Source organism: Acidimicrobiia bacterium, assembly GCA_009694375.1.
Taxonomy (GTDB): domain Bacteria; phylum Actinomycetota; class Acidimicrobiia; order Acidimicrobiales; family VFJN01; genus VFJN01.
The window spans coordinates 1-12974 of record SHVB01000009.1; the positions used below are offsets into that span (position 1 = coordinate 1).

Sequence of the window (12974 nt, forward strand, 5' to 3'; positions counted from 1 at the left end):
GTCGTGGCCGTTGGTGTCGTGGCCGTTGGTGTCGTGGCCGTTGGTGTCGTGGCCGTTGGTGTCGTGGCCGTTGGTGTCGTGGCCGTTGGTGTCGTGGCCGTTGGTGTCGTGGCCGTTGGTGTCGTGGCCGTTGGTGTCGTGGCCTACGTCGTGCGCAGGATGCTCCGAATGGACTGGGCCCCGAGGCTCCTCGACGGCAGGTCGCTGGTACATCCACCAGCGGGCACCAGCCGTCGATGGCTTAACCCGATCTTTCGGGTCGACTAGGGATGGGCTAGGGACGGGGTGCGGAACTGTCACAGGATTCTGCCATCACGTTCTCAGGTTGCCGCGATTCACAAGCGCAATGCCGAACGGGTCAACGCCGCCCAACTCAAGGCGATCAGCGGCCAGGTTTGCGTCGCTCTTGTTGGCTTGACCGATTTCGATCGCCCAGAGCACATGGCGAGTAGACCATGCCATGATCGTCGCGCTGGGGTCCTCGAGGAGTGCAGGTCCGGCGATGACGACGAGGTCGATCCCGCTGGCGGCCAGGGCATCGAGAAGCGGGGGAAGCCCATCGAGAGACAGTTCTGCCCCCGTTTCCCCCGGCGGGACGATATAGAGGTTGGGAATCGCACGGGTCCCGAGCCGGGTGAGAATATTGCTAGTCAACTCGCCCGATTGGGCATCGGCGAGCAGTTCGGGGAACGTAGAAACCTGACCGGCCACGGGGCTTAGTTCGCCATAGCCCAAGGTGCTCAACCTGTCGCCGCCCTCGCCGCCGCCCTCGTTATCAAGCGGGTTTGCGTGAAGGAACCAACGCTGGCGGGGAACCGTACCGATGAGGGCCACCGATACCCCGAGACCGGCCAGACCCACGGCGAAGTTGGCCGCCACGGCGTCCTGGGTTACATCGGATGGACTCGTAACCATGATCGCTTTGGGCAGCCGGTCGGTGGAAATACTCGTGGCGGCGAGCGATCGGAACGCTATTCCCCATGCCGAGTCTGGGGGCGCAAATTGCTCTTGGAGCCGCCGAGGTATGTGTGGGATGGCCTGGAGAAGGCTTGCCCGGAGAATCCCTGGAGCCGACCGTGCCTCGGTGATTGTGGCATCGAGGCGGTCCATCCCGAAGGGGATCGCCAAGGCCAGCAGCAGGCCGATAGCCAGGATTTCCACGAGGGGAATGAGCGGCGACGGCGGCGGCGGGGTGATCCGTGCGGTGGACCGGCGCTGGACCACCGTGGTGTATGAGCCGGGAGCGGTGGACTGGGTAGCCGCCGAACCAAAGGAGACCTGCCGGCGCTGGATTTCGTTGAGAATGGTGTTTCGCTCGTACAAGAGCAGGGTTGCTTCGTTGGTGGCGGTGGAACTGGATACAGGGGCAAGCGCATCCCCATCCGCCACTCGGGGCAACTGTTTGAGCCCCAACTTCGCCATGGTTCCTTCCACAGACTGAAGTCGCCCGGTGAGTCGCCTGATCACAAGGATCTGGATTCCCTGCAGTTCGTTAGCCGCGTCAGCTACAGATTTGCTCCGGCCGTCTTGGTAGGCCTTGATGTAATCGTTGATCACGTTGGCGGCCACGTCGGGCTGAGACCCGGACACGGTCAGGATCATGAGCGTGCGGTCTTCGCTGAGTTTGCCGATGAGTACGACCTCTTCGGCGAGGTCATCGGGCAGGTCTGCCGCCCTAAGGGTCGCTTCTTTTACTTCAAGCGAGTTCGCGAGTTCGTTTTGTCCCTGAAGGAGTACCGGGGGCACGCTGTCAGTGGTGCTGGGGTCCTCTTCGGTGCGGGCGGGGATGAGTACGTCAGCGCTAGTGGTGAAAATATCCGGCGCCTCCACGATGTCCCGGCTGGCGAGATAACCAGCCATCACAATCGGAACAACCAAAAGAATCACCAACGGGACCGCCCAATGACGACGCAGTGATCCTCGCAGTTCCTTGACGTTCACCCGGCTCGCCCCCCTTGAATCGCTTGGTATTGCCTCAACGCCTCCGCTAATCCCACTTACGGCGACTAGACGAAGGACATTACTACTCTCTGTGGTCAAATGGAAGTCCGGGAAATTTTCGACGGCTGTTTGAGGGTCTCCAGCACCCCGATCATCCGCGATTGTTCCCGGAACTAGGTCTAATGTACCCCTTTGGTGGCCCGTTGTCTCTCCGCATCACCGCGCAACCGCTTCCAAGCACGGGCCGGTGGCATACTCCCCGACGATGGCAGGGAACAAGGTGGACGATCCGCACGGTGGCGGTGACCGGCAGGCGGATGCCGACGCTTCGGGTGTGGAGTTGCAGCACTGGCGTGATCTGGCCGCCGAACGCGATGCAGCATTACGGCTACTCGCTGGTCGCCCGCTGGTCCGAATGGCGTTGGGACTAGACCGTCGCCTGGCTCCCGCGGGCCGTCGCGTTCACTCCTGGTATTCCCGGGGCCAGACAGGCCTCCGCCACGGCCAACTTTCCTCAATGGCGATCGGCAGTCGATTCCTCCGACGGCGCCGCTCGGCTGCTCTGGCCACTGAGATGGCCCGGTTGAAGGAACCGGAGACGGGCCCGTCGGTGTCGGTGGTCGTTATCGATGACGGGAGAGACGGGTCATGGCGGATGGCCACTGGCCTGACGATGGAGGTTGTGGCGGTCAGCGATGCTGCCTCAACGGGCGACGACAATGGCGATGTCCGGGTGGTGGCGGGTGCCCAAGGGATCACGGCTGCGCTGGCTCAGGGGGCTTCGGCGGCTACTGGCGATGTCCTTTGTTTTGCGCCCTGGCCCATGCAGGCTGTTGCACCGGGCTGGTTGGCCCACCTCGCAGGGGCGATAGGGGGCGACGTGGTGGCGGCAACGCCCACGATCGTGCACCCGGCCCGCCGGGGATGGCAGGCCACCGAATATGACCAACTGGTCCGATCCGAGGGATTTGATCTGGTCCTTGAGCCGTCGGGGGTGCCGTCGGTTCTGGCGCGTCGGGCGGGTGTGGAGGTTGATGTGCAGCGGCCACCGACGCCGGTCGATGCCGCCCCCCTGCATTGCTTGGTAGTAGACCGACGGGCCTACCTGGCGGCTGGAGGTCTGCTGTCGACCGACGACGACGCCGCCGCCGTAGATTTATGCGTTCGCCTTCGTAGTCGGGGTGGGAGCATCCTGCACGTACCAACAGCCGTGGTCTACGACCAGCGCCCCGTGGCATCACGGGACGCACTCCATCGCCCCATCGACCCGCGCAGCCGTGGCTGGCACGAAGTAGTTGACCGGCATGGATCAAGCCTGATGCATTCTGCTCGATCCGAGCCCGACCCGCGAACGCAACGGTGGGTCATAACCACCGCCGTGCCATCGGCCCGGGTGGCGGCCAGATGGGGCGACTGGCACCTCGCGCAGGGCCTCGCCGAGGCGCTACGCCGGCTCGGCCAAGACGTGGTGGTGCAGACACATGATCAGGCCGACTCACTGGCCGCCCGAGTCCGCGACATCCATCTCGTGATACACGGGCTGGCGTCGGTACGCCGCACCCCGGGTCAGCGCCACATTCTGTGGGTGGTAAGCCATCCTGAGTCTTTTGAGCTCGACACCGGCGATGCCGCCGACCTCATATTGGTGGCATCGTCCCGCTTCGCCGAGGACCTACGAGCCCGCTCGAATACGCCGGTGGAGGTAGTTCTTCAGGGCACCGATCCTGAGCGCTTCCAGCGGCGCCCGGCTGTTCCTGAGCACGAGCACCCCGTAACGGTGGTGGCCAAGACCCGTAACGTGCGCCGGCGGGTGGTTGTCGACGCTCTGGCGGCGGGGATTCGTCCCGCGATCTACGGAAGCGGGTGGCGGCATTTGGTGGACCCCGCGCTCGTGGTGGCAGACCATGTGGACAATGACTTGCTACCCGTCGTCTACAGCAGCGCGGGCGTGGTGCTGAACGACCATTGGGACACGATGCGCTCCTGGGGATTCGTGTCCAACCGGATCTTCGACGTGTTGGCCTGTGGAGTTCCGATCATCTCCGACCGCCTTCCCGAAATCCAGGAGCTGTTCGGGGCGGCCGTGCCCACCTACGAGACGAGTGCAGACCTTGGCGACCTAGTGCGCAAGGCGTTGGCGGATCCCGATGCCGCCCGATTGCGGGCAGAGGGTGGTCGCCAGATCGTTCTGGCCCATCACACCTTTGACCATCGAGCACAGCAGATTGTGGAGATGGTGGAACGCCACGGCTTAGGAACCACCGCGAGGTGATGCCCATGGGAGCAGATCCATCACTAGCCTCTAGCATCGGCGGCGGGTATAACTCACATCCGCCTACGGGAACCGCGATCGTCGATCCCCGCTGTTTAGGCGGGTAACCGGCGAAAGAACATTCCAACGAGAGCTAGAGGACGGTGCACAATGAGCGATGATCCCCGACCGCCTGAATCCTCAGAGAACATCGACTCGCTAGGGGCAGCTCCTACTCGGATGGTGGGCGGCTTGGGCAAGTCGCAATCGGCCAGAGTGCGCGGGAAACTGGGGCGGCAAGGTTCTGGCTCAGGGGGTCGATCAACGATCCGGAACATAGCGATCGTAGTCGTGCTGCTGATTGGCCTCGCCTTCGTGCCAGCGGTGTTTTCGAGCCTGAAAAAGACCCCAAGCAACATGGTGGGCATTAGCTACGGCGGAGGCCCGCTGGAGGCGGCTCGCTTCCAGCGGGTGGTACCGCCGAGTAGCAAGTTGTTTTTCAACGGCCTCTTCGATCCTCTCTACCTCTATCCCGCTGACACGCAGACCTACATCGTTTCGAAGTCGCCCACCCAAGGCGCGGTGAAAGGAGTGGATTCGATCAGCTCCCCGTCCCGTGATCGGGTGAAGATCGACTACCAGATCGCGGTGTACTTCAAATTGAATATCGATCGCCTGCAGGCGTTCCACGAGCAACTAGGTCTGCAGTTCCAGGCCTACACGTCCGCCGGATGGAATCGGCTCATCCAGGACACGTTCCGGCAACAGATCGAGAACACCCTGCAGGAAAACACCCGACGCTTTGACGTGTCGCAAATTTATGGCAACGCCGCCGATCTTGTGGCAATCCAGACCGACGTTGAGAAGCAACTCAGCGAACGCCTGACGGGGGCCTTAGGGCAGGCGTTCTTCTGCGGTCCCGTCTATGGGCGAGGCCAGGCATGCACACCTCCGACCTTCATCATCAAAGCGGTGGAGATACCCGAGGATGTGGCGGCGGCCTATCAAGAGAACGAAACCTCCTTGATCAAGGTGAAGACCAACGAGAACGAGATTGCCCAGCGGGAGGCCCAGTCGAGGTCGATTTTGGCGTTGAACGAAGGGTTATCTCAAGGCGGCATGAACTACGTCTTGTTGCGCGGCATTGAATCCGGCAAGATCAATTTCTGGGTGTTGCCCTCCGACAGCGGCGTGACCCTGGAGGCTCCCAACTCCTCGGGGGAGACTCCGAACACGGGAGCGAAGTAGGTTCGCCGCATGGATTATGTGATGGTGCCCGTACCCGAAGACCTCGTTGTCGACGTGATGCAGCACGTTGCGAGGCTGGTGGCCCAGGCGTCGGCCGTTGCCTGGGACGATGACGCCGCCGCCAGCCTCTTCGACAGTGTTGACGAAGCGAGCCGGTCGCTCTTGGCAATGGTGGCCCGTCATGTGGTGGCCAACAAGGACCTGAGCGAGGACGACGCCGCCTCATCCCTCGAGTTGTCCGGGCGGGAGGTTCGCTCGATCGTTCGAGACCTTGGAGAGACTGCCAAGACGGAGAAACGGGGGCCGATTGTTGCCATCCGGGAGGTCCCCACGGTCCTTCGGAACGGTCGCTCGGTGGAGCGGCGCTTGTTGGTGATGGACCCGCAGATTGCTCGGGTGATCCGCTCCCGTGGGCGTCCCGGTTCTGCAGATCTCGGTGCTGAAGCGGTGAGCGAACCCGCCACGGACCTGCCCGAGTGAGCATGAGTACCGACGAGGTCTACCGCTCCCGGAGCGGTGTCGTGCATGTGTTCGAGCCCAACGACCGATCCCTGCCTCGCCTTCGACCGTACCTCCTCGACTTGGTCGATCGGCGCGCCTTCATCAAAGAGCTGGCTGGCGCAGAGGTGCGAGGCCAGCGCACTAACACAGCAGTCGGCGAACTTTGGACCCTTGTCGACCCGATCTTCCAGGCGTGTATCTACCTGTTCTTGTACACGGTCATCCGCGGCTCGGATCAGACATCGAGTGGCTTCGTAACCACCATCATTGGGTGTGTGTTCCTCTTCAACTTTACCCGTATCTCAATCGGTGATGGCGGTCGAGCCGTGGTGAGGAATAAAGGGTTGGTCTTGAACGCAGTTTTCCCGCGCGCCCTGTTGCCTGTCTCCGAGGTCTATAAAGGTTTTCTCGCCACGCTTCCCGCTCTGGCTCTCTACTCCATCGTGTTCGTGGTTTTCGGAGCACCGATCACGACGGCACTCTTGGTCATCCCGTTGTTGTTGCTCATCCAGACCGTGCTGAATCTGGGGTTCGCCCTCTTGCTGTGCACCGCCACGGTGTTCTTTGAGGATGTAGCGAATCTGGTGGCTTATCTGCTGCGGATCCTGATGTTTACCACCCCCGTGATCTACCCGGTCTCCATGCTGAGCCCCACTCTTCAAGGAATCCTGAGTTGGAATCCCTTCTTTGCCCTCTTTACGGCGTATCAGTCGGTCATCAGTGGGCAGATGCCTTCGTTCGGGCTCATCGTTCAGAGCGTGGCCTGGGCGCTCGTTTGTCTCGTCATCGGGGCTTGGGTGTTTCTTCGAAATGAGCGGTCCTTTGGCCTCCGCCTCTGAACCCCACCAGGTATCGCCTTTGGCCATCGAGGTGGATAACCTTCATGCGTCGTACTACCTGCGGGTGGGTCGAGCGGCTGGCTGGTGGGGCCTGCGGGGCATCCTGAAGCGGGACGGCTCGGGATGGCGAGAGGTACCTGCGTTGCAGGGAGTCTCTTTTGACGTACCGCATGGGACGGTTCTGGGAATCATCGGCCGGAACGGAGCGGGTAAGTCTACGCTGCTGCGAGCGCTATCGGGGATCCTGACCCCGAGCACAGGGCGTGTCGTTGTGCGGGGTCGTGTCTCCCCTCTGTTGTCGGTGGGTTTGGGCATGCAGGGTGATCTAACCGGACGAGAGAACATCCGGATGGGTGCTCTGGCTCAAGGCCACGAGGCCCATGATCTGCCGCGCCTCGAATCGTTGATCGCCGATTTCGCCGAACTTGGCGAATACGTGGATTACCCCTTCCGTACCTACTCGGCGGGAATGCGGTCCCGCCTTGGCTTCGCGGTGGCCGCCCACCTCGATCCCGATGTTCTCCTGATCGATGAAGCCCTCGCAGGCGGCGATGTAAGGTTCAAAAAAAAGACAGAGGAGAAGATGTTTGAGTTGTGCGGGGACGGACGAACCATCGTCGTCGTCACCCACACGCTGGTTTTCGTCCGAGCGATGGCCACCACGGCGCTGTGGCTTCACCAGGGCAAGGTGGTGGAATACGGCGATCCCGACGACGTCGTAGATGCCTACATGCGGTACTGCCGGATCACTGATGATGGGCTAGCCACCCTCGATGACGACTGACCTGCCGGCCCGGTTCTCTTACCTGTATGCCCGCACCCGCTATCGGTGGCGCTCTTCTCCGTCGGGCGCGCCGCTGGTGGTGTTTTCTATGGCTAAGACAGGATCGTCAGCCGTGGCGGCCGCCCTTAGGGATGCCCATCGAGGGCCGGTACACCATGTGCACGACCTCGACCCAGAGTTTCTCGCTCGCGAAGAACGCGAGTACCGGTGGGATGGCCGGCCGTGGCGGATCTGGGACGCGCAACGACTGCTGCGCCGGCCGCCTAGCCCGGCGCAGCCGTGGCGGGTGGTATCGATCATCCGGGATCCGATTGCCCAGACGATGTCGGCCTTCTTTCAGCCGGGCCAGCGCCGGGGGTACCTCCATGGGGAGGCCACGGTGGGGTCTCTGCAGGAGCGGTTTGGCGACCGACTCGACCACCTGCCCCTCCGTTGGTTCGAGAACCAGGTCCTTCCCGGGCTTGGGATCGACGTATTCGCCACGCCCTTCGACCATCAGCGGGGGTACCAGGTCATCTCCACCCCTGCGGTGAGCCTCCTCCTGCTGCGCTGCGAGGACTTGGCCGTGGCCCCTGTCGCCCTCGGTGAGTTTCTCGGGAGCGCGGATCCCATCGCGGTGCCGAGAGTCAACGTTGGATCGGAGAAAGGGTATGCCGAGGTGTACGAGAGCTTCCGGGCCTCCGTGCGTCCCACCGCCAGCCAATTGGATCGCGCCTACCGGTCCCGGGCGGTTCAGCATTTCTATAAAACCGAGGAGATCGCCCGATTTCGGGCCCACTGGACCGTTCCTTCGCCGATGGGTGACGAGTTAGGTCGGTAGTCTCTCCGGATGCAGTTGATCGTGCTGGGTATGCACCGGTCTGGCACGTCCAGCGTGACCCGGCTCTTAAATCTTGCTGGTGCCTATTTCGGGGCCGAGGGGATTGCCACCGAGACCAACGATGAGAACCCCAAAGGGTTCTGGGAACGACGCGACGCCCGGGCCGTATGCGACGGATTGCTCCACGGCGGCGGCTTCGATTGGTGGCAGATCGCTGATTTCGATCTCGACCGCATCCCCGAGGACGTCCGCCGGGAACAACTGGCGGCCTTTAGCCGAATCGTTCTCGAACTGGATGAGCACCGACCGTGGGTGCTGAAGGAGCCCCGCCTAGCGCTCTTGCTGCCGCTGGTGCGGCCGCTCCTGGAGGCGCCGGTGTTCGTGTATGTGACGCGTGAGCCGCTGGAAATCGCCGAGTCGTTGCTGACCCGCAACGGGTTCCCGCTGCCGGTTGGCATCGCCCTGTGGGAGAGCTACACCATCCACGGGACCGCCGCGGTGGGCGACGATCCCCGGGTCGTGATTTCCTACGGCGACCTCATGCACGACCCCGTCGGCATCACGACCCACCTGGTGCAGGAACTCACCGCTCTCGGGGTCCCTTCGTTGCGGATGCCATCGGAATCTGAGGTGATGGAATTTATTACCCCGTCCCTCCATCGCCATCGCGAGACGGCGATCAGCCGATCGGAGTACCTGAACGAGACGCAGGGCGCGCTCGCCGGTGCTCTCGACAGTGGGGGATGGCTGGACGCCACCGCAACGCGGCCACTTTCGGCGGGAGCCGCCGCCACGTTGCGTGCGTTCGAGGAGAGAGAGGCGTTGGCGGTCGATCTGCGCGAGACGCTCCGTGAGATAGCGGCGGAACGGATTCGAGTTGCCGATGAACGGATTCGAGTTGCCGATGAACACCGCCGGGGGGTGAACGAACTCAACTCGCAACATCGCCTCGGGGTGAACGAACTCAACTCGCGGCACCGCCGGAGTGACGATGAGCTGGGGGAAGCGGCCCGCCGAATCGAGGCCGTCAAGGTTTCCGGAGCCGTCCGCCTCGGGGTTCGGATTTCATCGGTTCGTGAACGGGTAAAAGGGGGTGGAAACCGCGGCGTGGACGTTGCCATCCGGGGAGCGTTGGCCAGCATCCAGCGGGCCCGTGAGGCCCTGGTAGACCCCTCGGCGTCCATGGCCTCGACGGGTGGGTTTGGCTTGGGGGATCCCGCACCGCCGCTGGCGGAGTTGCAACGTCAGCGTGGGGTGGCTCGGGGGCGCGGTGAGCGGGCCAAGGTAGCGGTGGTGGCCTGGGATGTGGGGCACAACCCGTTCGGCCGGGCCCATCTCCTCGCCGATCTTCTGCGAGAGAACTTCGAGGTTGAGATCTGGGGGGCACAGTTCGACCGGTACGGATCGGCGATTTGGCCCCCGCTCCGCGACACGACGATCCCGGTTCGGCGGTTTCCAGGGAGTTCGTTTCCCGAGTTCCTCGACACGCTGGATGATGTGGCCCGCCGCATCGACGCCGATGCCATCTTTGTGTCGAAACCAAGGCTTCCCTCGCTGGCGTTAGGGGCCATGGCCAAGGAGCTATGGAACCGCCCGCTGATCTTGGACGTTGACGACTTTGAACTGTCGTTCTTCCAGGAGATCGATGGCGTTGATCTGGACGAGGTGTGGCGTCGCCGAGCAGAGCCCGACCTTTCCTTGCCCTTCGGGAACCTCTGGACCCGGGCGTGCGACTCGGTGGTGGGCCAGGCCGATCAGGTGACCGTGTCTAACCCCGAGCTGGCGGCCCGTTACGGGGGACTCATCGTGCCCCACGCCCGCGACGAGACCCTGTTCGATCCGCAGCGCTACGACCGTGACGCCTCGCGCCGCCGTCTCGGGCTCAAGGAGGGCGACCGACTGCTCCTGTTTGGCGGCACGCCCCGCAGCCATAAGGGCTTGCTCGAATTACTGGAAGCACTGGAGGCGCTGGGCGACGATCACCTGCGGCTGGGAGTATTTGCGACCCGGGAGTTAGATGACCTGCGGCCGCAGATCGGCAACCTCGACCGATGGATTCTCCCCCTGGTGGCCCCGGCGTTTCACGAGCTTCCGGCCGTGTTGGCGGCGGCTGATCTTTCCTGTGCCCTCCAGTCGCCCGGCCACGCTGTGTCGCAGTATCAGATGCCGGCCAAGGTCACCGACGCCATGGCCATGGCGGTGCCCTGTCTCGTGTCGGCGGTTCCTCCCTTGTCGTCTCTGATCGACAAGGACGTGGTGGAGGTCTACGACGGACAGGTGCCGCTCCACGAGCGGCTGCGCCAGATTTTTGATGATGATGAGGCCAGCGCCGATCGAGCTCGTCGCTCCCGGGAGGTGTTCCTCGAATCGCACAGTTACGCCGCCGTGCGTCCCGCCCTCACGGCCACCATCAATCGTCTGGTGGAGGGGCCGTCGCAACCGGCCCCCGCGATGTCGGCGCTGGTCACCACGGTTCGACAGATCTTTCAACCGGAATCAGTGCTGCCGCGTAAGCCGATACGGGGGCCGGTCCCGGCCGGATCGACCTACGACCTCGTTATGTTCTGGAAGCAAAACGACACTGGCATTTACGGACGGCGCCAGGACATGTTCCTCAAGTATCTTGGCCAGTCCGGTCGCTTCAATACGATTGTCCACTTCGACCAGCCGGTGAGCACTCGGGCTCTCCTGGCCACGGCTCGGGCCAGCATCGGGTCGTCTGACCAGAACGGCCTCGTGCTGCGTCAGACCCTGAGCCGTCTCCTTCACCGAAGCGATGACGGGAAACTTCGCCAACGCACCTACCTCTACTCCCCGGGTCGGGTGTGGGGGGCGCTGGGGCTACCCCGTCGGGATCGATACGTCCGCTGGGTGCGCAGTGTGCTTGCGCACGAGGGAGTTGGTGGGAATGAGCGGCCGGTGCTGTGCTGGGTCTATCCCACCAATGCCTTCTTGCCGGAACTCATCGACGAGTTGCAGCCCGATGTGGTGTTGGCCGATGTCGTTGACGACAATCGCAGTTGGTACACCCCGGGTACTCCGATGTTTGACCAGATTGAGCGCAACTACGCGGAGGTCCTCGGACGCAGCGATGTGGTGTTGGCGAACTGTGTTCCGGTGGCCGACAGCATGGCGGCCTTCGCGTCCCCGGTGGAGGTCGTGGCGAATGCCTGTGAACTTCTCGACGGTAGCGGTAACCCTGAGCGGCCCGCCGCTCTGCGGGGCTTGTCCGGCCCGATCATCGGGTATGCCGGAAACCTGTCGGACCGCATCGACGTTGACCTCCTCCGAACGTTGGCCCGCACCCGACGAGACTGGACCTTCGTACTCCTTGGTTCGACCCACCGGGATCGAGCGGCCCTCGATCTGGACCGCGAACCGAACGTCTCCTTCCTCGGAACCAAGCGATACCAGGAAGCGCAGGACATCATTCGTCACTTCGATGTGGGTCTCATCCCTCACCTCGACAACGAGATGACCCGGTCGATGAACCCGCTCAAGGCCTTTGTGTACTGCTCTCTGGGGGTGCCGATCGTATCGACCCCGGTGGCTAACCTGGCGGAGATGCAGACCTTTCTCACCGTTGCCGAAGGCCCCGCGGAGTTTCTGCAGGCAATTGAAAAGGCTCTCCTGATTCCTCGCTGCCTCCCAGATCGGCAGGCTCTCCGCCCGCACTCATGGGATGTGCGGATCGAGCGAGCCCTGCAACTGGTGGACGACGTGGCCAGCGCGCGTCCGGAGCTGACCGGTGGTTGATCCGGCGGAGTATCCGGCCTTGAAGCGGTCCTTCTTCGAGCAGTGGGATCGGGAGACCACGCAGGTGAATGTGGTGTTTGCGCAGGGCAAGACGGGAACCAGCAGCATCGCCGCGGGGCTGAAGCGGGCGGGGTTTCGTCCGGTGTTCCAGGTACACACGCTGGATCCAACGAAGTTGAGCAAGACGGAGGCTGAGTATAGCGGCCGACGGGACGACTCTTATCCCCGCCATGTTTGGGAGGCCCAGTGGTTGGGCGCTCATGGCCCCACTGAGCAGCACCCGTGGCGGTTGGTTGCTTCGGTGCGCGACCCGATTGCCCGGGTGGTGTCCAGGTTTTTCCAACAGAAGAACGCTTTTCAGGAGTTGTATGACGACCTCAACGCGGCGGCGTTGGTGGTTGACCTGTCGGAGCAGTTCCATCAACAGAAATCAGCTCTTGGTATCGGATATGACTGGTGCGAAGCCGAGTTGGGGCCGATTTTGGGGCAGAGCGTCTACGACGTTCCGTTCGATCCGTCAGTGGGTTGCGGCACGATTGCGTCCGATCACATTCACTCTTTGCTGCTCCGGCGGGAGAGTCTGGACAAGGCTCCCGAGGCGCTGCGGGCACACTTTGGTCGGCCAGTAGAGCTCACGCTCGAAAACGTGGCTACCACCAAGGGATACGGCGGTCTGTATCGCTCGGTTTTGGATCGGTTTCGGCCCTCTCCGGATTATGTGGCCCAGGTGTATGAGACACGCCAGTCCCGGCATTTTTATTCCCCCGCCGAACTCGATGGGTTCCGACAATGGTGGACCAGGCCGGTCGGGCCGGCGTGACCACAGCAGGGTCG

General features: G+C 63.0%; 9 protein-coding genes and 1 pseudogene. 8 read left to right on the forward strand and 2 right to left on the reverse strand.

All coding sequences use genetic code 11. From position 1 onward, the window contains the following. Positions 1–122 (reverse strand): annotated as a pseudogene (locus EXQ71_07300) (PGF-CTERM sorting domain-containing protein). 190 nt (positions 123–312) lie between these two features. After that, complete coding sequence (locus EXQ71_07305) at positions 313–1941, reverse strand: hypothetical protein (GenBank protein ID MSO87311.1); 1629 nt, start codon at positions 1939–1941, stop codon at positions 313–315. Positions 1942–2206: 265 nt separating this feature from the next. Between EXQ71_07305 and EXQ71_07310 the strand changes: the two genes are divergently transcribed. The 8 genes from EXQ71_07310 to EXQ71_07345 all read left to right on the forward strand — a co-directional run bounded on the left by EXQ71_07310 (position 2207) and on the right by EXQ71_07345 (position 12960). Beyond that, on the forward strand, positions 2207–4213 hold the full coding sequence (locus EXQ71_07310) for a hypothetical protein (protein MSO87312.1): 2007 nt from the start codon (positions 2207–2209) through the stop codon (positions 4211–4213). A 150-nt stretch (positions 4214–4363) separates the two neighbouring features. Then, positions 4364–5440: a hypothetical protein gene (locus EXQ71_07315; protein ID MSO87313.1), complete on the forward strand. Its 1077-nt coding sequence runs from the start codon at positions 4364–4366 to the stop codon at positions 5438–5440. A gap of 9 nt (positions 5441–5449) precedes the next feature. Beyond that, on the forward strand, positions 5450–5920 hold the full coding sequence (locus EXQ71_07320; GenBank protein MSO87314.1) for a hypothetical protein: 471 nt from the start codon (positions 5450–5452) through the stop codon (positions 5918–5920). After that, positions 5917–6780 (forward strand): hypothetical protein, encoded by an 864-nt coding sequence (locus EXQ71_07325; protein MSO87315.1) that lies wholly within the window; start codon positions 5917–5919, stop codon positions 6778–6780. The genes EXQ71_07320 and EXQ71_07325 overlap by 4 nt, the downstream gene beginning before the upstream one ends. Continuing rightward, positions 6752–7564: an ABC transporter ATP-binding protein gene (locus EXQ71_07330; protein ID MSO87316.1), complete on the forward strand. Its 813-nt coding sequence runs from the start codon at positions 6752–6754 to the stop codon at positions 7562–7564. Before EXQ71_07325 ends, EXQ71_07330 begins: the two co-directional genes overlap by 29 nt. Next, positions 7554–8384, forward strand: coding sequence for a hypothetical protein (locus tag EXQ71_07335; GenBank protein ID MSO87317.1), 831 nt, complete (start codon positions 7554–7556; stop codon positions 8382–8384). The genes EXQ71_07330 and EXQ71_07335 overlap by 11 nt, the downstream gene beginning before the upstream one ends. Positions 8385–8393: 9 nt before the next feature. Continuing rightward, complete coding sequence (locus EXQ71_07340; GenBank protein MSO87318.1) at positions 8394–12140, forward strand: glycosyltransferase; 3747 nt, start codon at positions 8394–8396, stop codon at positions 12138–12140. After that, positions 12133–12960: a hypothetical protein gene (locus EXQ71_07345; GenBank protein ID MSO87319.1), complete on the forward strand. Its 828-nt coding sequence runs from the start codon at positions 12133–12135 to the stop codon at positions 12958–12960. The genes EXQ71_07340 and EXQ71_07345 overlap by 8 nt, the downstream gene beginning before the upstream one ends. Positions 12961–12974: the final 14 nt, after the last annotated feature.

Coding starts and splice junctions, on each gene's coding strand:
- EXQ71_07310 (MSO87312.1), top strand. CDS start 2,207: ATGGCAGGGAACAAGGTGGACGATCCGCACGGTGGCGGTGACCGGCAG.
- EXQ71_07315 (MSO87313.1), top strand. CDS start 4,364: ATGAGCGATGATCCCCGACCGCCTGAATCCTCAGAGAACATCGACTCG.
- EXQ71_07320 (MSO87314.1), top strand. CDS start 5,450: ATGGATTATGTGATGGTGCCCGTACCCGAAGACCTCGTTGTCGACGTG.
- EXQ71_07330 (MSO87316.1), top strand. CDS start 6,752: ATGAGCGGTCCTTTGGCCTCCGCCTCTGAACCCCACCAGGTATCGCCT.
- EXQ71_07335 (MSO87317.1), top strand. CDS start 7,554: ATGACGACTGACCTGCCGGCCCGGTTCTCTTACCTGTATGCCCGCACC.
- EXQ71_07340 (MSO87318.1), top strand. CDS start 8,394: ATGCAGTTGATCGTGCTGGGTATGCACCGGTCTGGCACGTCCAGCGTG.